The organism is Paracoccus sanguinis, assembly GCF_900106665.1.
In the GTDB taxonomy this organism is placed as follows: domain Bacteria; phylum Pseudomonadota; class Alphaproteobacteria; order Rhodobacterales; family Rhodobacteraceae; genus Paracoccus; species Paracoccus panacisoli.
This window is the reverse complement of sequence record NZ_FNNA01000002.1, coordinates 309,808-327,553: the sequence shown is the minus strand read 5'-3', so window position 1 is coordinate 327,553 and position 17,746 is coordinate 309,808. Positions and strand designations below refer to the sequence as shown.

General features: G+C 70.8%; 17 protein-coding genes. 10 read left to right on the top strand and 7 right to left on the bottom strand.

The genetic code is table 11. The features are described from left to right. Nucleotides 1-34: 34 nt before the first annotated feature. On the top strand, nucleotides 35-853 hold the full coding sequence (locus BLW17_RS08075) for a formate/nitrite transporter family protein (protein WP_036733648.1): 819 nt from the start codon (nucleotides 35-37) through the stop codon (nucleotides 851-853). A 6-nt stretch (nucleotides 854-859) separates the two neighbouring features. On the opposite strand, the gene BLW17_RS08070 is transcribed toward BLW17_RS08075, so the two are convergent. Continuing rightward, entirely contained in the window at nucleotides 860-1,819 is a 960-nt protein-coding gene (locus BLW17_RS08070) for a 1-acyl-sn-glycerol-3-phosphate acyltransferase (protein WP_231572781.1), read from the bottom strand. A 44-nt stretch (nucleotides 1,820-1,863) separates the two neighbouring features. Next, the gene (gene pepN, locus BLW17_RS08065; RefSeq protein WP_036733646.1) at nucleotides 1,864-4,425 is read right to left on the bottom strand and encodes an aminopeptidase N; all 2,562 of its coding nucleotides are present in this window, start codon (nucleotides 4,423-4,425) and stop codon (nucleotides 1,864-1,866) included. Between the two features lie 156 nt (nucleotides 4,426-4,581). Between pepN and BLW17_RS18310 the strand changes: the two genes are divergently transcribed. The 5 genes from BLW17_RS18310 (at nucleotide 4,582) to BLW17_RS17760 (ending at nucleotide 9,349) form a co-directional block, all read left to right on the top strand. Beyond that, nucleotides 4,582-5,151: a hypothetical protein gene (locus BLW17_RS18310; protein WP_052171725.1), complete on the top strand. Its 570-nt coding sequence runs from the start codon at nucleotides 4,582-4,584 to the stop codon at nucleotides 5,149-5,151. A gap of 216 nt (nucleotides 5,152-5,367) precedes the next feature. Then, the gene (locus BLW17_RS08055; protein WP_036733644.1) at nucleotides 5,368-6,945 is read left to right on the top strand and encodes a Re/Si-specific NAD(P)(+) transhydrogenase subunit alpha; all 1,578 of its coding nucleotides are present in this window, start codon (nucleotides 5,368-5,370) and stop codon (nucleotides 6,943-6,945) included. Between the two features lie 15 nt (nucleotides 6,946-6,960). Beyond that, nucleotides 6,961-8,481, top strand: a complete 1,521-nt coding sequence (locus tag BLW17_RS08050) for an NAD(P)(+) transhydrogenase (Re/Si-specific) subunit beta (protein WP_081969133.1) — start codon at nucleotides 6,961-6,963, stop codon at nucleotides 8,479-8,481. Nucleotides 8,482-8,598: 117 nt separating this feature from the next. Beyond that, nucleotides 8,599-8,973 carry a MerR family transcriptional regulator gene (locus BLW17_RS17765; RefSeq protein ID WP_036733642.1) on the top strand — a complete coding sequence of 125 codons (375 nt, stop codon included), beginning with the start codon at nucleotides 8,599-8,601 and terminating at the stop codon, nucleotides 8,971-8,973. Next, on the top strand, nucleotides 8,954-9,349 hold the full coding sequence (locus tag BLW17_RS17760; RefSeq protein ID WP_036733641.1) for a carboxymuconolactone decarboxylase family protein: 396 nt from the start codon (nucleotides 8,954-8,956) through the stop codon (nucleotides 9,347-9,349). Before BLW17_RS17765 ends, BLW17_RS17760 begins: the two co-directional genes overlap by 20 nt. A 22-nt stretch (nucleotides 9,350-9,371) precedes the next feature. Here BLW17_RS17760 and BLW17_RS08035 read toward each other — a convergent pair whose 3' ends face one another. Continuing rightward, entirely contained in the window at nucleotides 9,372-9,881 is a 510-nt protein-coding gene (locus BLW17_RS08035) for a L,D-transpeptidase family protein (protein WP_036701437.1), read from the bottom strand. Between the two features lie 160 nt (nucleotides 9,882-10,041). Between BLW17_RS08035 and BLW17_RS08030 the strand changes: the two genes are divergently transcribed. Together BLW17_RS08030 and BLW17_RS08025 are read left to right on the top strand one after the other, a co-directional pair. Then, nucleotides 10,042-11,370, top strand: a complete 1,329-nt coding sequence (locus BLW17_RS08030) for a DUF3422 family protein (protein ID WP_052176386.1) — start codon at nucleotides 10,042-10,044, stop codon at nucleotides 11,368-11,370. A 138-nt stretch (nucleotides 11,371-11,508) separates the two neighbouring features. Further along, nucleotides 11,509-11,862, top strand: a complete 354-nt coding sequence (locus tag BLW17_RS08025; protein ID WP_139305959.1) for an arsenate reductase family protein — start codon at nucleotides 11,509-11,511, stop codon at nucleotides 11,860-11,862. 20 nt (nucleotides 11,863-11,882) lie between these two features. Here the strand turns inward: BLW17_RS08025 and BLW17_RS08020 are convergent, their stop codons facing one another. From BLW17_RS08020 to sciP, 4 genes are all read right to left on the bottom strand, one after another. Beyond that, complete coding sequence (locus BLW17_RS08020; RefSeq protein WP_074826403.1) at nucleotides 11,883-12,500, bottom strand: YitT family protein; 618 nt, start codon at nucleotides 12,498-12,500, stop codon at nucleotides 11,883-11,885. Nucleotides 12,501-12,570: 70 nt separating this feature from the next. Next, complete coding sequence (locus BLW17_RS08015) at nucleotides 12,571-13,515, bottom strand: nucleoside hydrolase (protein ID WP_036733639.1); 945 nt, start codon at nucleotides 13,513-13,515, stop codon at nucleotides 12,571-12,573. A gap of 1,091 nt (nucleotides 13,516-14,606) precedes the next feature. Then, nucleotides 14,607-15,320, bottom strand: coding sequence for a response regulator transcription factor CtrA (gene ctrA, locus BLW17_RS08010; protein ID WP_036705087.1), 714 nt, complete (start codon nucleotides 15,318-15,320; stop codon nucleotides 14,607-14,609). A gap of 96 nt (nucleotides 15,321-15,416) precedes the next feature. Further along, a complete protein-coding gene (sciP, locus tag BLW17_RS08005; RefSeq protein WP_036705088.1) occupies nucleotides 15,417-15,692 on the bottom strand; it encodes a CtrA inhibitor SciP in 276 nt (91 codons plus the stop codon). 171 nt (nucleotides 15,693-15,863) lie between these two features. Here sciP and mnmA point away from each other — a divergent pair, with 171 nt between their 5' ends. Then, on the top strand, nucleotides 15,864-17,045 hold the full coding sequence (gene mnmA, locus BLW17_RS08000) for a tRNA 2-thiouridine(34) synthase MnmA (RefSeq protein WP_231572785.1): 1,182 nt from the start codon (nucleotides 15,864-15,866) through the stop codon (nucleotides 17,043-17,045). Next, nucleotides 17,042-17,587: a glutathione peroxidase gene (locus BLW17_RS07995; RefSeq protein WP_036733882.1), complete on the top strand. Its 546-nt coding sequence runs from the start codon at nucleotides 17,042-17,044 to the stop codon at nucleotides 17,585-17,587. The genes mnmA and BLW17_RS07995 overlap by 4 nt, the downstream gene beginning before the upstream one ends. Nucleotides 17,588-17,746 lie beyond the last annotated feature (159 nt).

The following is a 17,746-nucleotide window of genomic DNA, read 5'->3' as shown; positions in this document are numbered from 1 at the left end:
GCCGTTGACCCCCGACCCAAGGGAAGGACAGCGGATGAGCGGCGCCGACACCAGACCCGACGATTTCGAGCCCGCCGACCTGCCGGCCAAGGCGCGGGCCGCGTATAGCGACAAGCTGGCGCTGGGGACGGGGCAGACCCTCGCGCTGGCGGTGATGGCCGGGGCCTTCATCGCCTTCGGGTCGGTCTTCTTCCTGATCGTGCAGTCGGTCCCCGACACGGTGCCCTATGGCTTCGTGCAGGCGCTGTCCGGGGCGGCCTTCTCGCTCGGCCTGATCCTCGTGATGATCGCGGGGGCGGAGCTCTTCACCGGCAACACGCTGATGCTCTCCCGCCTCTATGCGGGCGAAAGCGGGCTGGGGCAGATCGCCGCCGCCTGGGCGCTGGTCTATCTGGGCAACCTCATAGGCTCGGTGCTGATCGTCGCGCTGTTCCTCGCGGCGGGCGGGGCCGAGGCGGGCGACGGGCTGATGCAGGCCGCGATCCTCGACACCGCCGGGTCCAAGACGGCGAAGGGGGCGGGGGCGATCTTCGCCTCGGGCATCCTCGCCAACATGCTCGTCTGCCTCGCGGTCTGGATGACGTTCGCCGCGCGCACCGTGCCGGGCAAGGTGCTGGTCATCGCGCCGCCCATCGCGGCCTTCGTCGCCGGCGGGTTCGAGCATTCCGTCGCCAACATGTCCCTGATCCCCGCCGGGCTGGGGGTGCTGTGGACCGAGGCCGGGGCGGTCGCCGACCCCTCGCTGACCGTTGCGGGGTTCGCGCACAACCTGCTGTGGTCCACGCTCGGCAACATCGTCGGCGGCGGGCTGATCGCGCTGGGCTACTGGCTGGGCTACGACCGCGCGGGCTGACGCGGCTCAGGGCCGGCCGGGGGGCAGCGTTCCGGCGGGCTTGCCGATCCCGCGCCGCCGCCGCGCCTCGCGCAGATGCGACAGATGCGCGGCGTCGGGGCCGGGCGGGGGGAGTGACAGCACCGCGTGGCGCAGCGCCTCGATCCCGTCCTCGGACCGGGCGGGCAGGGTGGCCGCCGGGATCGGGGCGCCGATGGTGATGCGGTAGGTGTGGCCGGCCTTGTTCAGCACCTCGTTGAAGAGCGTCACGTCCCTGAGCGTCGGGTGGATCGCGTCGAGCAGATAGAACAGCGCCGAGTTCCGCGCCCGGATGTTGAGCGGGATCACGGGCACGTCGAACTTGCGCGCGATCATCGCGGCCGAGGGCATCCAGGGCCGCTCGTGCAGCGTCAGCCCGTGCCGCTTGGCCAGCCGCCCGGACGGAAAGATCAGCCCGATCCGGCCTTGCCCGAGCGCCCGGCGGGTGTAGTCCATCGTGTAACGTGTCTTGGCGTGGCTACGCTTTTCCAGCCGCCACTCGACCGGGGCGATCAACTCTTCGGTCTGCGGCAGCACCCGGATCATGTCGTGGTTGGCGTAGATGAAGAGATCGTCCCTCACCGCCGAGACGACCGCGTGCAGCACGATCCCGTCCGCGATCCCCGTCGGGTGGTTCGAGACGATCAGCGCCGGGCCGGTGGCGGGGATGTGCTCGAGCCCCTCGACCCGGATGTCGCGGACGATCAGGGCCGAGATGCGGCGCATGATCTCGGCGGTGGGCAGGTCGCGGAACTCGGCGGCGAGCATGATCGAGCGCGGATAGCGCAGCAGCCGCATCATCCCCCAGCGGGCGAGGGTGTGGTGCGGCTTGCCGGAATAGAGCCACGGCGCCCGTTCGGCGATCAGCGGGTCAAGCCGCTGCTGCATCTCGGCCAGCGCCGGCAGGGGGCCGGGCGGGGCGAGGTTCGGATCGGACGACCTGATCATCGTGGGGCGATTATTTCCCTCGCGCGGCTTGCCCGCAAGGCGGCTCAACCTCCGGCGGCGAGAATGCGCGTGACCATCTCGGCCGTGTTGCGCGAAAGCCCCGGCCGGGCGGCCATCCGTTCCAGCGCTGCCCGCGCGCGGGCGCGACGGCCCGCGTCGTAGCGCGGCCAGGTCTCGAAGAGCGAGGTCATGCGCGCCGCCGTCTGCGGGTTCACCGCGTCCATGCGGATCAGCCAGTCGGCGATGAAGTCGTAGCCCGAGCCGTCGGCGGCGTGGAAGGCGGCATGGTTCGCGCCCAGGCCTCCGATCAGCGCCCGGAAGCGGTTCGGGTTCTGCCAGTCGAAATCGGCCCGCGCGGCGAGGCTTTGGGCGATGCCCACCGCCTGCGCCGGGTCGGCCGCCATCGGCTGGACGGTGAAGAACTTGTCCATCACCAGCCGGTTGGCGCCGAACTGCGCCTCCATCCCCGCCAGCGCCGCCTCGGCCTTCCCGGCGCGGACGAGCTGGGTCAGCGCGCCCATCCGCTCGGTCATGTTGCGGGCCTTCGCCCACACCTCGGCCGCGCGCCCGCCGCCATCGAGGCGGCTCAGCCACGCCAGCGCCGCAAGCCGCGCGCTGCGGGCGCCCGACTGCTCGGCGTCGGGGGCGTAGTCGTAGGGGCAGTCCATCTCGGCCATGATCCGGTCGAGGACGCGGGCGTGCTGGGCCGCCAGCTCCTCCATCAGCGCCTCGCGGGTGCGGTGGATGGCGTCGGGGTCGGGGGTGCCGCCGCGGCGCGCGATCTCGGTCGCCACCTCGTCCTCGGCCGGCAGCCGCAGCATCAGGGCGAGGAAGGCCGGGTCCATCGCGCTGTCGGCCAGCACCCCGCCATAGGCATAGGTGAGGGCGGGGTCCGCCTCGCCACCCGCCGCCATCTCGACCAGCGTGTCGAGGGCGAGGCTGTTGGCGGCCTCCCACCGGGCGAAGGGGTCGGTGTCATGGGCCATGAGCACCGCCCGGTCGGCGCGCGGGATCTCGCGGGCGACGGTGACGGGGGCCGAGAAGCCGCGCAGCAGCGAGACGATGGGCCGTCCGCCCAGCCCGTCGAAGCTGAAGCTCTGTGCGGCCTCGGTCATCTCGAGCACGGTGGTCGGCACCACCTCGTCGCCGTTGGCCGAGATCAGCCCGACGGCGATGGCGATCACGCGCGGGGGCTTCTCGGGCTGGCCGGGGGTGGGGCGCGTCGCCTGGGTGAAGTGCAGCGTCAGCCGGCCCGCCTTCTCGTCCCATGCCTCGGTCAGGGTCAGTTCGGGCGTGCCCGCGTCCGTGTACCAGCGCTTGAACTGCGCGAGGTCGCGGCCGGTCGCGTCCTCGAACACCTTGAGCCAGTCCTCGATGGTCGCGGCCTGCCCGTCGTGGCGGTCGAAATAGAGGTCGAGCGCCGCCCGGTAGCCGTCGTCGCCGACCAGCCGCTTGAGCATCCCGATCACCTCGGCGCCCTTTTCATAGACCGTCGCGGTGTAGAAATTGTTGATCTCGTCATAGCGGTCGGGCCGCGGTGGGTGGGCGAGGGGGCCGGCATCCTCGCGGAACTGGCGCGCGCGCAGGGTCACCACGTCCTCGATCCGCTTGACCGCCGCCGAGCGCAGGTCCGCGGTGAACTGCTGGTCGCGGAACACCGTCAGCCCTTCCTTGAGGCAGAGCTGGAACCAGTCGCGGCAGGTGATGCGGTTGCCGGTCCAGTTGTGGAAATACTCGTGCGCGATCACCGCCTCGATGCGCTCATAGTCGCTGTCGGTGGCGGTCTCGGGCGAGGCGAGCACGAGCTTCGAGTTGAAGATGTTCAGCCCCTTGTTCTCCATCGCGCCCATGTTGAAGTCGTCCACGGCGACGATGTTGAACACGTCGAGGTCGTATTCGCGTCCGTAGACCTCTTCGTCCCAGCGCATCGACTTGACGAGGCTTTCGAGCGCGAAGCCCGCGCGGTCCTCGTCGCCCGGGCGCACCCAGACGTTCAGCGCGACCTCGCGCCCCGACATGGTGGTGAAGCGGTCCGAGACGGCGCGCAGATCGCCGGCGACGAGGGCGAAGAGATAGGCGGGCTTGGGCCACGGGTCGTGCCATTCGGCCCAGCTCGGGCCGCTGGCCACGGGGTTGCCGTTCGACAGCAGCACCGGCAGGTCGGCGCGGACGGTGACGCGGAACGGCGCCATGACGTCGGAGCGATCGGGGTACCAGGTGATGTGGCGGAAGCCCTCGGCCTCGCACTGGGTGCAGAACATCCCGCCCGAGAGATAGAGCCCCTCGAGCGCGGTGTTGGCCTCGGGGTCGATCTCGACGGTGGCCGAGAGGGTGAACGGCCCCTCGGGCAGCGCCGCGGCGGCGATGGTCATCGCTTCGTCGGCCAGCGTCAGGGCGGTCTCGGGGACCGGCGTGCCGTCAATGGCGACCGCGATCGTCCGCAGCCCGGCGCCGCCGTCGAGGGTCAGATCGCCGGCGGAAACCCGCTCGAGCCGCAGTTCGGACTGCACCCGCGTGCCCCGCGGGGCCAGCGTCACGTCGAGCCGCGTTTCATGCAGGCGGAAGGGCGAGGGGCGGTATTCGCTGAGGAATCGGGTCTGGGACATCTTGGGCCTTGCTGACTGCACACGGCGCGGGGAAAAATGTTGAGGCAGCGGAACTTGTGCTTGTGGCGTGTGTTAAGCGCAGGATAAGCGGGTCGCAAGCCGGGCCTATTTCCCCTCGGGGTGGCCGAAGGCGGTCCGACGATCGACCGATTTACTATGGAGACCATCATGGCCAACTACGATCCGAACGATCCGCGCCGCACCGACGCGACCGACCCCCACCGTCCGGTGGATCCGAGCGGTCGCAGCACCGTCGTGACCGAAACCTATGTCGAGCCGGTCGAGAAGAAAGCCTCGCCGCTGCCGCTGATCATCGGCATCCTGCTGGCGCTGGCGCTCGCCTGGTGGCTGCTGTCGACGTTCATGGGCGGTGACCGCACCACGACCACGACCGACACCACCACGACCAGCACCACCACGGCGCCGGCGACCACGACGACCACCACGCCGACGACCACCACGACCGAGCCGGCGACCACCTCGTCGAGCACGACCGCCCCGGTGACCACCACCGAGCCGGCGACCACCGCGCCCGCGACGACCACCACGACCACCGAGCCGGCGACCACCGCCCCGGCGACCGGCGCGGCGACGACCGAGACCACCACGACCGAGACCACGACGACCGCCCCGGTGACCGACACGGCCACCACCCCGGCGACCGACTCGGCCACCACCTCGACCACGACCACCACCCCGGTGACCACCCCGGCCCCGTCGAACTGATCGGTTCGACCGCCGGCCTGACACCTCGGGCCAGACTGACCGCCGCGCAGCCTCTGCGCGGCGGTTTCCGTTTGCGCCGCCAAGCACGGTGAGCGCGGGACCGCAGCCCGCACTGACGTCCCGTCCTGCCCTGCGAAAGCCTGACAAAACCTTGTGATCCCGCGCCGGCCGATGATAATGCGACCCGGATTGCGGCCTGCGGGGAGAGGAAAACCGGTGAAGATCGGCGCGTTGAAGGAAACATTCGACGGCGAGGCGCGGGTGGCGATCACGCCCTCCTCGGCCGGCCATCTGCAGAAGCTGGGCCACGCGGTCCACCTCCAGTCCGGGGCCGGCGCACGGGCCGGGTTCTCGGACGCCGCCTATGAGCGGGCGGGCGTGACGGTGCATCCGACCGCTGCGGCGCTCCTAGGCGCGGTCGACGTGGTGGCCAAGGTCCGCCCGCCGACCGAGGCGGAGATGGCGCAGATGCGCGAGGGGCAGACGCTCATCTCGTTCTTCTACCCCGGCCAGAACCCCGAGCTGCTCGAGGCGGCGCGCGACCGCGGCGTGAACGCCATCGCCATGGACATGGTGCCCCGCATCAGCCGCGCGCAGAAGATGGACGCGCTGTCCTCGATGGCCAACATCGCGGGCTACCGCGCGGTGATCGAGGCGGCGAACAACTTCGGCCGCTTCTTCACCGGACAGGTCACGGCCGCGGGCAAGGTGCCGCCGGCCAAGGTGCTGATCGTCGGCGCGGGCGTCGCGGGGCTGGCCGCCATCGGCGCGGCCACCAGCCTCGGCGCGCAGGTCTATGCCTTCGACGTCCGCCCCGAGGTCGCCGAGCAGATCGAATCGATGGGCGCCGAGTTCGTCTATCTCGACTTCAAGGACCAGCAGCAGCAGGACGGCGCCGCGACCGGCGGCTATGCCGCGCCCTCGAGCCCCGAGTTCCGCGAGGCGCAACTTGCGCGCTTCCGTGAACTCGCGCCCGAGATGGACATCGTCATCACCACCGCGCTGATCCCCGGCCGGCCCGCGCCGAAGCTGTGGACCGAGGACATGGTCGCGGCGATGAAGCCCGGCAGCGTCATCGTGGACCTTGCCGCCGAGCGTGGCGGCAACTGCGAGCTGACCGTGCCGGACGAGAAGATCGTGACCGAGAACGGCGTCACGATCATCGGCTACACCGACTTCCCCTCGCGCATGGGGGCGCAGGCGTCCGAGCTTTACGGCAACAACGTTCGCCACTTGATGGCCGACCTGACGCCCGCCAAGGACGGCGCGCTGGTCCACAACATGGAGGACGACGTGATCCGCGGCGCCACGGTGACGCGCGACCACGACGTGACCTGGCCGCCGCCGCCCCCCAAGGTGCAGGCGATCGCGGTGCAGAAGCCGAAGGAAAAGGCCCGCGAGCTGACGCCTGAGGAACGCCGCGCCAACGAGCTGGCCGAGTTCAAGCGCCAGACCCGCAGCCAGGTCGGGATGCTCGTCACCGGCGGCGTGCTGATGCTGCTGGTGGGGCTGTTCGCGCCCGCGAGCTTCCTGTCGCATTTCATCGTCTTCGTGCTGGCCTGCTTCGTGGGCTTCAGCGTGATCTGGAACGTGGCGCACTCGCTGCACACGCCGCTCATGGCGATCACCAATGCGATCTCGTCGATCGTGATCCTCGGCGCGCTGCTGCAGATCGGGTCGGGCTCGGCCTGGGTCGTCATCCTCGCGGCGCTCGCGGTTCTGATGACCGGCGTCAACATCTTCGGCGGCTTCCTGGTCACGCGCCGGATGCTCGCCATGTTCCAGAAGTCGTAAGGGTAGGGTGAGCGCATGGAAACCACTGTGATCACCACCGAGCCCGGCCTCGCCCCCGTCGTGTCGCACGGCGCGGGCGTCCTCGACGCGGTTCCGGTCTTCGGCTTCACCACCGCCGCCTATGTCGTAGCCGCGGTCCTCTTCATCCTCGCGCTGGGCGGGCTCTCGGGCCAGGAAAGCGCCAAGCGCGCGATCTGGTACGGGATCGTCGGCATGGCGCTGGCGGTGCTGGCCACGCTGTTCGGGCCCGGCCTCGGGCACTGGTGGCTGTCGCTCATCATGATCGCCATCGGCGGCGGGGTGGGCTACGTGCTGGCCACCCGCGTGCAGATGACCGAGATGCCGCAGCTCGTTGCCGCGATGCACAGCCTCGTCGGCCTCGCCGCGGTGTTCATCGGGCTGAACGCCCAGATCGAGCTGGGCCGGGTCCTGCACGCCCGCCTGAGCGGGCTGACCGAGTTCTTCCACGGCTTCGCCGCCGTCCTCGCCCACAAGACCCCGGCCGAGATCGCCATGCTCAAGGTCGAGGTCGCGCTCGGCGTGTTCATCGGCGCGGTGACCTTTACCGGGTCGGTCGTGGCCTACGGCAAGCTGGCCGGCAAGGTGGACGGCAAGCCGAAGAAGCTGCCCGGCGGGCATATGCTGAACGCGGGCGCGGCGGCGCTGTCTCTGCTGCTGACCATCCTCTACGTCGCCGGCGTCGGCCCGGCGATGCTGTGGCTGCTGCTTCTGACCGTGATCGCCGGCTTCATCGGCTGGCACCTGATCATGGGGATCGGCGGGGCGGACATGCCGGTGGTCGTCTCGATGCTGAACAGCTACTCGGGCTGGGCGGCGGCGATGATCGGCTTCACCCTCTCGAACGACCTGCTCATCGTCGTGGGCGCGCTGGTCGGCTCGTCGGGTGCGATCCTCAGCTACATCATGTGCAAGGCGATGAACCGCTCGTTCATCAGCGTGATCCTCGGCGGCTTCGGCGGCGAGACGGGCCCGGCGATGGAGATCGAGGGCGAGCAGATCGCCATCGACGCCGAGGGCGTGGCCGCGGCGCTGAACGAGGCCGACAGCGTCATCATCGTGCCGGGCTACGGCATGGCGGTGGCCCAGGCCCAGCAGTCGGTCAGCGAGCTGACCCGCAAGCTGCGCGCCGCCGGCAAGAACGTGCGCTTCGCCATTCACCCGGTCGCCGGCCGCCTGCCGGGGCACATGAACGTGCTGCTGGCCGAGGCCAAGGTGCCCTATGACATCGTGCTCGAGATGGACGAGATCAACGAGGACTTCCCCTCGACCGACGTGGCGATCGTCATCGGCTCGAACGACATCGTGAACCCGGCGGCGCAGGAAGACCCGAACTCGCCCATCGCCGGGATGCCGGTGCTCGAGGTGTGGAAGGCCAAGCAGGTGTTCGTCAGCAAGCGCGGTCAGGGCACCGGCTACTCGGGGATCGAGAACCCGCTGTTCTACAAGGAGAACACGCGGATGTTCTACGGCGACGCGAAGAAATCGCTCGACGCGCTGCTGCCGATGATCGACTGACCGGACCCCCGGTCCCGCGACCCGAAACCCCCGCCCGACCGGCGGGGGTTTTTTCGTGCTTGAGCTGGAGTGCGCTCCAGCCGCTAGAACCCCTCTCGTTTTCATCGGAGGCAGGCCATGAAGATCGGCGAACTGGCGCGGCAGACCGGGCTCAGCGTGGACACGCTGCGCTTCTACGAGCGGATCGGCCTGATCCAGCGCCCGGCCCGCGACGGGGGCGGGCGGCGCGACTATGATCCGGCGGTGCTGGACTGGATCGCCTTCCTCGCCCGGCTGACGGCGACGGGGATGCGGCAGGCCGACCGGGTCCGCTACGCCGCGCTGCGCCGGCAGGGCGACACGACCCTCGCCGCCCGCCGGGCGATGATCGAGGCGCACCGCACGGCCATCGCCGCGCGCGTGGCCGAACTCAACGCGGCGCTGGCGCTGATGGACGACAAGATCGAGACCTATCGCCGCATGGAGGCAGAGCATGACCGACCGACATCTTGAGGCAGGCGCCGCGGTGGCCGCCCGGCTGAACCCGACGCTGCACGAGGCGCTCTCGGCCCGCTACGACGGGCTGCTGCCGGGCATGGCCGACAGCTTGATCGAATGGGCCTACGGCCACCACTACGCCCGCCCCGGGCTGGACCTGAAGACCCGCCAGCTCTGCACCGTCGCGGCGCTGGCGGCGATGGGTGGCGGCACCGGGCCGCAGCTTCGGGTCAACGTCGCCCATGCGCTGGCGGCGGGGGCCTCGCGCACCGAGATCACCGAGGCGATCTGGCAGATGGCGGTCTATGGCGGGATGCCGGCGGCGATCAACGGCCTGAACGCCGCGGCCGAGGTGTTTGCGGCGGCCGACGAAGCCGCGGCGGCGGGCTGAGGCGCGGCGCCAGCCCCCGCCCTCAGGGGTTGATCTGGATCGGCGTGCCGTCGCGGACCATCGCATAGATGTCCTCGGCCTCGGCATCCGTCACCGCGATGCATCCCGCGGTCCAGTCCCGGCGGATGCGCGACAGCGCCCGCCCCTCGGGCCCCTGGCCGTGGATGAAGATGTCGCCCCCCGCCTGCTGCCCCAGCGCCGCCGCATAGGCGCTGTCCACCGGGTTCGGATAGGAGATCCCGATCGACAGGTGGTAGCGGCTGTCGGGGTTGCGGCGGTCGATGTAATAGAGCCCCTCGGGCGTCTTGCCGTCGCCCGAGAACTGCTTGTGGCCGCGCGGCTCGTTCCCCAACCCGACGTTGTAGGACTTGATCACCGTGTTGCCCGACAGGAACAGCATCTGCCGCGCCGACTTGTTGACCACGATCTGGGTGACCGGCGGGCCGCTGTAGCTCTTGAACTTGCTCGGCGCGCAGGACGCGACGAGCGCCAGCAGCAGACCCGCCGTGATGAGCTGGAGGAGACGTGACATGACGGATTCCCTGATTCTGGCCCAACCCTGCCGAATGGCTGGCCCCGGTGCAACCGGGCCGGGCATCACATCCCGCTGACAGGGGGGGCGCCGGCGAAGCCCCGCCCCCCGCCCAAGGGACGGCTTGCGCGCTGCGGCCATTCTCGCGTGAGATGCGGCCATGAGCCAGGACGCTTCCCCCATCGACACGTCGCTCGACCACCCGCTGCGGTTCGAGATGGTCAACGAGCTGCACGCCCGCCCCTCGCCGCGGCTGACCGCGCCGTGCAAGGTCGTCTACCTCGCCTTCAAGGAACCGCGCGACGCCGCCAACCGCGACCGCGCGCAGGACTTCGCTCATCTGGCCGAGCTGGCGCGCCGCCACGGCGCCCCCGCGCCGCAGCCCGGCATCGGCCACTACGCCGCCGTCATGGGCCGCCACGAGCTGCGGTGGGAGGGGCATACCGAGTTCGTCAGCTACACGAGCTTCACCCCCGGCCGCCCGGTCCGCCCCTTCGACCCCGGCATGGCCGAGCTGTTCCCGACCGAGTGGCAGGCCCGCGCGCCGGGCAAGCGCCTCGTCGCGGCGCTGATCGACGTTGAGCCGTTCCCCGACACCGACGCGGCGCTGGCCGAGCGGCTGGACGAATGGTTCGTCGTGGACGGGCTGACGGCGGTGCAGGTGCTCGACGGGGCGGCGGTGATCGCCACCGACTTCCGCATCGACGCGGCGGGCTGGATGCGCTTTGCCGTCTTTGCCCGCGAGGGCGTGGGGCCGGGGCGGCTCGGGCGCGTGGTGCAGCGGCTCACCGAGCTTGAGACCTATCGCGCCATGGCGATGCTGGGGTTTCCCCGGGCGCGGGCGCTCAGCGCCACGCTCAACGCGCTCGACACCCAGATGGCGGCGCTGGTCGAGGGCCTGGGCGACGACGCCCGCCCGGCCGAGGCGGTGCTGCAGGATCTGCTCGCGCTGTCGGCCCGGCTCGAGACCGCGGCCACGCAGCACAACTTCCGCTTCGGCGCCACCCGCGCCTATGAGGCGATCGTCCACGACCGCATCGCCGCCCTGCGCGAGACCCGGTTCCAGGGCCGCCAGACGCTGGCCGAGTTCATGTCGCGCCGCTTCGAGCCGGCGATGCGCACCGCACGCTCGGCCGAGGCGCGGCTGGCGGCGATGCTCGACCGGGCGGCGCGGGCGGGCGAACTGCTGCGCACCCGCGTGGACGTGCAGCGCAGCGAACAGAACCAGGAGATCCTGTCGCGGATGGACCGCCGGGCCGACCTGCAGCTGCGCCTGCAGCACACGGTCGAGGGGCTGTCGGTGGTGGCGATCAGCTATTACGCCGTCGGGCTGCTCGGCTATGCCGCGGCGCCCTTGGCGCATGCGGCGGGGATCGACAAGACCCTGCTCGTCGCGGCGCTGACGCCGCTGGTGGTGGTCGCGGTGTGGCTGGGGATGCGCCGGGTGCGGGCGCGGCTGCACGATGCGGCGGGGCACGGCGATCTCTGACGGGGTTGCGCTGCCCCCCGCGCCGCGGGCAGTCTGCGGCCGACCGTTCCAGAGGAGAGTCCCCATGCGCCTTGCCCTGTCCCTCGCCGCGCTGCTGGCGCTTGCCGGCTGCGGCGTGCCGTTCGTGCCGTTCATCTGATGGGTGAGGACGCGCGGCGGCTGACGCTCTACGGGCTTTCGCATTGCTCGACCTGCCAGAAGGCGCAGGCGGACCTAAAGGCCGCGGGTTGGGAGGTGGCGTTCCGCGACGTGGCGGCCGAGCCGCTCTCCGAGGCCGAGCGGGCGCGGCTGGTCGATGAGTTCAGCGACAAGCTGGTGAACCGCGCGAGCCTGACGTGGCGGGGGATGTCCGAGGCCGAGCGGTCGATGGCGCCGGTGGCGATGCTCGGCGCGAAACCCTCGGTCATGAAGCGCCCGGCGATCGTCGCGGGCGAGGCGCGGCTGCTCGGCTGGACGGCGAACGTCAAGCGGGCGCTGGGCGTGCCGGCCTGAGCCGGGGGCGCGGGGCGCGATCAGACGATGTAGCGGTCGCGGCGGTGGTTGATCGCGATCACGAGGTTCAGCACCGCCGCGCCGAGCGCCGACCAGGCCACCCGCTCCCACGGCATGAGGGCGAGGGCGGCGGCGAAGACGAGCGCGTCGAAGCCCATCTGCACCCAGCCGGCCTTGATCCCGAAGCGGTCCTGCACGTCGAGCGCCACGGCCCCGATGCCGCCGAGGCTCGCCCGGTGGCGGAAGAGCGCGAGCAGCGCCGCCCCGCAGACGAGCCCCGCGAGCACCGCGGCGGCCCCGGGGTGGATCGCCTGGAAGCCGATCAGCCGGGGCAGGGCGAGGCTGGTCGCCACCATGATCAGCACCGCCGCGACCGTCCGGCGCAGGAACCCCGCGCCGAGGCGGCGGTAGCCGAAGCCGTAGAAGGGCAGGCTGAGGGCGAGGTAGACCGGCCCGAACGGAACCCCGGTCGCCTGCGCGACGAGCAGCGCCAGACCGGCGAGCTGGCCGGTGATGAGCCCGGCCGAGGCCAGCAGATGCGCGCCGAACGCGGCCATGACCCCGCCGAAGAGGATGCCCTGGGCATCCTCGGCGCGGCTGTGGGGATGGGCGATGGCGGCGGGCGAGGTGGCGCTCATGGCCCGCGCGATGCCCGATCGGCGCGCGGTTGTCCAGCGGGGGCCCGAGGCGGCCTCGCCGGGCGTTCCCTCACCCGCGGGCGTCGAGCCGCCCGATGCGCTCGGTCAGCAGGTCGAAGAACCGCGGCGCGTCGAGGTCGCGGATGAAGAGCGCGTTCGCCGGGCGCCCGGACACGCCCCACCAGTCGGCGACGGTCATGCCGCGGGTGAAGCGGCCCTCGGTCTCGATCTCGACGTTGATCCGACGGCCCGAGAAGAGTTCGGGCGCGATGAGATAGGCGACCGCGCAGGGGTCGTGCAGCGGCGCCCCGTCGTGGCCGTATTTCGCCCGGTCGTAGCGCTCGAAGAAATCCGTCCAGCTCGCCACGACCTCGCCCACCCGGCCGCTTGCCCGCATCCCCTCGACCCAGGCGCGGCTGGTGAGCGCGCGGTGGGTGACGTCGAGGGGCATGACGACGAGATCGGCGCCGGCGGCGAAGACCTCGGCCGCGGCGAGGGGGTCGACGAAGATGTTGAACTCGGCCGCCGGGGTGACGTTGCCGACCTCGAAATAGGCCCCGCCCATCATGACGATGCGGCCGACACGGGCGATGACGTCGGGTGCCTGCCGGAAGGCCGCGGCGATGTTGGTGAGCGGGCCGATCGGGACGAGGGTGACGCTGCCCGCGGGTTCGTGGCGCAGCGTCTCGACGAGGAAATCGACCGCGTGGCGGTCCTGCACGGGCATGGTCGGCTCGGGCAGGGTGATCCCGTCGAGGCCGGTCGCGCCGTGGACGTTCTCGGCGGTGACGAGCCGCCCCTCGAGCGGCGCGTCGCACCCGGCGTAGACGGGGATGTCGGGGCGCCCGGCCAGCTCGCAGATCGCGCGGGCGTTGCGCAGCGTGAGCGGCAGCGGCACGTTGCCCGCCACCGCCGTGATCCCCAGCACCTCGAGCTCGGGCGAGGCGAGCGCCAGCAGGATCGCCACGGCATCGTCCTGGCCGGGGTCGGTGTCGATGATGATCTTCTGCGCCATGCGGGGGTGGTCCTGTCGGTGGTGCCGTCGTGTCCGCGGCCCGGGCAGCATGGCGCGATGAGGCGGCGGGGGAAAGGGGGGAGGGCGGGGACGGAGACGGCGGGGTAAGCGCTGGCGCCGGCGCTGGGGAAGGGCGTAGCGGACGGCCCGGGGGAGGGATGGTGGACGGCGCGATGAAGTGGATGGCGGACGGCGCAGGGGAATCGGGTTGGGGGACTTGCCCGTGGAGTAGCGTCGAGCCCGCCACGCCCAACCGCGGACTTTCGACCGGCCCTGACTGCCACCGGCCATGACCACACGCCCCGCTGCTCAAAGCCCCGCCTGCTCGGCAATCACCGCGACCGGGCCGTGCACCCATGCCCTGCTGCGGAAACCCTGCCCGTCCGGCGCCCACCGCGAATGGCCGCGACCCCGCGCCCTGCAGGGGAGCCCCCACCGTCCGGCGGTCATCGCGACCGGGCGGTCCGCCCATGCCGTCCTGCGGAAACCCCGCCCGGTCGGCGCTCACGGGGGACCGGGGTCGCGCCCCTCGCGCTCTGCTGCGCAATGCACCGCTGGCCGGCGATCACCGCGACTGGCCGTGCCGTCGCGCTCTGCGGCGGAGACCCCGTCGGTCCGCCGGACACTAAGACAGGGCCGTGCATCCGCTCTGCTGCAGAACCCCGCCTGTGCGGCGCTCATGGTGATCGGGGCGCGCTCCTCACGCTCTGCTGGACAAAGCCCCGCGGGTCCGGCGGTCACAGCGACTGAACGTGCCCTCGCGCTCTATGGCGGAGACCCGTCGCTCCGCCGGTCATTAAGACAGGGCCACGCACCCGCCCTGCTGCGAAAACCGCCGTCCGGCGCTTATGGTGACCGGGTCGCGCCGAGCGCGCTCTGCTAGGCAGTGCCCCGCGGGTCCGGCGGTCACCGTGACAGGCCGTGCCCTCGCGCTCTGCGGCGGAGAGCATCACCCGCCCGGCGAACGCCGCGACCGGGACTGCGCACTCGCTCTGCTGCGGAAAGCCGGCCACTAACGCGCGGCGCTCAAGCCCCGAGGCCAACCTCCACCGAATCCGCTCCCACCCGTGCCGAAGCCTCGCCCCGCGCTTTCACGCCCCCATCGCCATCCGCTCGGCGTGCACGGACTCCTGCGGGTCGCGCAGCACGTAGCCGCGGCCCCAGACCGTCTCGATGTGGCTGTCGCCCTTGAGCGCCTCGGACAGTTTCTTGCGCAGCTTGCAGATGAAGACGTCGATGATCTTGAGCTCGGGCTCGTCCATGCCGCCGTAGAGGTGGTTCAGGAACATCTCCTTGGTCAGCGTCGTGCCCTTGCGCAGGCTCAGAAGCTCAAGGATCTGGTATTCCTTCCCGGTCAGGTTGACCGGCTTGCCGTCCACCTCGACCGAGCGGGCGTCGATGTTCACCACCATCTTGCCGGTGCGGATCACCGCCTGGCTGTGGCCCTTGGAGCGACGGATGATCGCCTGGATGCGCGCCACCAGCTCTTCGCGGTGGAAGGGCTTGGTCATGTAGTCGTCGGCGCCGAAGCCGAAGCCGCGCAGCTTGATCTCGGTATCGTCCGAGCCGGTCAGGATCAGGATCGGGGTGTCGATCCGCGAGACGCGGATCTGCCGCAGGACGTCGAGCCCGTTCATGTCCGGCAGGTCGAGGTCGAGCAGGATCAGGTCGTAGTCGTAGAGCTTGGCCAGATCGACGCCTTCCTCGCCCATGTCGGTCAGATAGACGTTGAAATTGGCATGGTTCAGCATCAGCTCGATGCTGCGCGCCGTCGTCGGGTCGTCCTCGACCAGCAAAATTCGCATTTCCGTCCCCTTTCGGTGCCCTCTCTTTCCCGGCACCCTGCCCGAGGAATCGTTAATTTACGGTTAGCAGGTCAACAGAAATCTACCGCAGGTTGATCAATCCGGCGATTTGCGGCGGATGGCCTTGACCTTGAGCGCCGCCGCCCCCTCGCGCGCCACGGCGGCGATCCAGCAGTCGAGCTCCTCTTCGGTCAGGGCGTAGCGGTCGCTCGCCTCGTCGCGGCTGAGCAGCCCGTGTTCCACCGCCTGCACCACGACCGCCTTGCGCCGCGCCACCCAGCGGTCGGTGGTGCGCGGCAAGTCCGCACGGCTGAGGATCGAGCCGTCGGGGAGGGTCACGGTGCGCGGGCCGGGGGTCTTGCGGACGAACATGGCGGGCCTTTCGGATCGGGTCGTGAGGCGTTCCTGACACGGCCGCCGTTAAGGCCGGGTGAACAACAGCCGTGGGGTTCGGTTGAAAAGCCGGGCATTTTCGCTATATCCACCAGTTGGTGCGGTCCGCGCGGGCGCGCGCCCGATCTGCCGACAGCCCGGACCATCCCCGTGACCAGCCTTTCCCCGCGCCCCCCGGCGCCGCATCTCAATTCCCTGGGCTTCGCCCGCCCGCCCGCCGAAACGCGGGTGGTGGTGGCGATGTCGGGCGGGGTGGACAGCTCGGTCGTGGCCGCAATGCTCAAGGCCGAGGGCTACGACGTCATCGGCGTTACGCTGCAGCTTTACGATCACGGCGCGGCGCTGAAGAAGAAGGGCGCCTGCTGCGCCGGGCAGGACATCCACGATGCCCGCCGCGTGGCCGAGCGCATCGGCATCCCGCATTACGTGCTCGATTACGAGAACAAGTTCCGCGAATCGGTGATCGAGGAGTTTGCCGACGCCTATCTCGCGGGCGCCACGCCGGTCCCCTGCATCCGCTGCAACGAGCGGGTGAAGTTCCGCGACCTGCTGCAGACGGCCCGCGAGCTCGACGCCGACTGCATGGCGACGGGGCACTATATCCGCCGGCTCGAGGGGCCCGCGGGTGCCGAGCTGCACATGGCCGCCGACCCGGCGCGCGACCAGAGCTATTTCCTCTTCTCGACCGCGCAGGAGCAGCTCGAGTTCCTGCGCTTTCCGCTCGGCGGCCTTGCCAGCAAGGCCGAGACGCGGGCGCTGGCGCAGCAGTTCGGGCTGGTGGTGGCCGACAAGCCGGACAGCCAGGACATTTGCTTCGTGCCCGAAGGCAACTATGCCGCGGTGATCGAGAAGCTGCGCCCGGGCGCGGCCGAGCCGGGCGACATCGTCGATCTCGACGGCCGGGTGCTGGGGCGGCACCGGGGCGTGATCCACTATACCATCGGCCAGCGCCGGGGGCTGGGGATCGGGGGCCTGGGCGACCCGCTCTACGTCGTGCGACTGGACGCCGAGACGCGGCAGGTCGTGGTCGGGCCGAAGGTCGCGCTCGCCACCCGGCGGGTGCCGGTGGCGGAGGTGAACTGGATCGGCGGGGGCGCGCTCGGCGACGTGGCCGAGCGCGAGATCATGGTGAGGATCCGCTCGACCCGGCCGCCGGCGCCGGCAATCCTGCGCCCGACCGGACCGACAACCGCGACGGTGGAGCTCGCCACTGCCGAAGAGGGGGTCAGCCCCGGGCAGGCCTGCGTCTTCTACGCCGCCGAAGGCACGCGCGTGCTGGGCGGCGGCTGGATCACCATCACCGAAACCCGCAGATCGGAGAGCCGCGGATGAGCGAGATCGGACGGATCGACCTGACGATGAACGACGGCAGCCATGGCTCGCTGGACGACTGGCGGGGCAAGGTGGTGCTGCTGGTGAACGTCGCCTCGAAATGCGGGCTGACGGGGCAGTACGAGGGGCTCGAGGCGCTCTACCGCGCGCGCAAGGACGACGGGCTCGTGGTGCTGGGCGTGCCCTCGAACGACTTCAAGGAGCAGGAGCCGGGGACGGACGCCGAGGTGCTGGCGTTCTGCCAGGGTACCTATGGGGTAACCTTCCCGCTGGCCGCCAAGACCCCGGTCAGCGGCGCGGTGCGGCATCCGCTGTATGCGGCGCTGATCGCGGCGAAGCCCGCGGCCGAGGGCGAGGGGCCGTGGCGCGAGAAGCTCGCGGGCTACGGGATCACCGCGAACCCCGCGCCCGAGGTGCAGTGGAACTTCGAGAAGTTCCTGATCGGCCGGGACGGGCGCGTGGTCGGGCGGTTCGCGCCGGACGTGGCGGCGGACGACCCGCGGCTGACGGCGGCGATCGACCGGGCGCTGGCCGAGGCGTGAGGGCAGGGGGGGCTGTCCCCTTTTGGCCTCTCTGGGCGTTAGTGCTTAGACAACTCGACGCGCGGGTTTCGGGGCGTTTGGACGCCGCGAGACGCGAATCCGGAACAGAGAAGAAGCGGGATGAACTGAACGCCCGCGGCGCCGGTTCGGGATGGGCAT

Coding starts and splice junctions, on each gene's coding strand:
- BLW17_RS08075 (WP_036733648.1), top strand. CDS start 35: ATGAGCGGCGCCGACACCAGACCCGACGATTTCGAGCCCGCCGACCTG.
- BLW17_RS08070 (WP_231572781.1), bottom strand. CDS start 1,819: ATGATCAGGTCGTCCGATCCGAACCTCGCCCCGCCCGGCCCCCTGCCG.
- pepN (WP_036733646.1), bottom strand. CDS start 4,425: ATGTCCCAGACCCGATTCCTCAGCGAATACCGCCCCTCGCCCTTCCGC.
- BLW17_RS18310 (WP_052171725.1), top strand. CDS start 4,582: ATGGAGACCATCATGGCCAACTACGATCCGAACGATCCGCGCCGCACC.
- BLW17_RS08050 (WP_081969133.1), top strand. CDS start 6,961: ATGGAAACCACTGTGATCACCACCGAGCCCGGCCTCGCCCCCGTCGTG.
- BLW17_RS17765 (WP_036733642.1), top strand. CDS start 8,599: ATGAAGATCGGCGAACTGGCGCGGCAGACCGGGCTCAGCGTGGACACG.
- BLW17_RS17760 (WP_036733641.1), top strand. CDS start 8,954: ATGACCGACCGACATCTTGAGGCAGGCGCCGCGGTGGCCGCCCGGCTG.
- BLW17_RS08035 (WP_036701437.1), bottom strand. CDS start 9,881: ATGTCACGTCTCCTCCAGCTCATCACGGCGGGTCTGCTGCTGGCGCTC.
- BLW17_RS08030 (WP_052176386.1), top strand. CDS start 10,042: ATGAGCCAGGACGCTTCCCCCATCGACACGTCGCTCGACCACCCGCTG.
- BLW17_RS08025 (WP_139305959.1), top strand. CDS start 11,509: ATGGGTGAGGACGCGCGGCGGCTGACGCTCTACGGGCTTTCGCATTGC.
- BLW17_RS08020 (WP_074826403.1), bottom strand. CDS start 12,500: ATGAGCGCCACCTCGCCCGCCGCCATCGCCCATCCCCACAGCCGCGCC.
- BLW17_RS08015 (WP_036733639.1), bottom strand. CDS start 13,515: ATGGCGCAGAAGATCATCATCGACACCGACCCCGGCCAGGACGATGCC.
- ctrA (WP_036705087.1), bottom strand. CDS start 15,320: ATGCGAATTTTGCTGGTCGAGGACGACCCGACGACGGCGCGCAGCATC.
- sciP (WP_036705088.1), bottom strand. CDS start 15,692: ATGTTCGTCCGCAAGACCCCCGGCCCGCGCACCGTGACCCTCCCCGAC.
- BLW17_RS07995 (WP_036733882.1), top strand. CDS start 17,042: ATGAGCGAGATCGGACGGATCGACCTGACGATGAACGACGGCAGCCAT.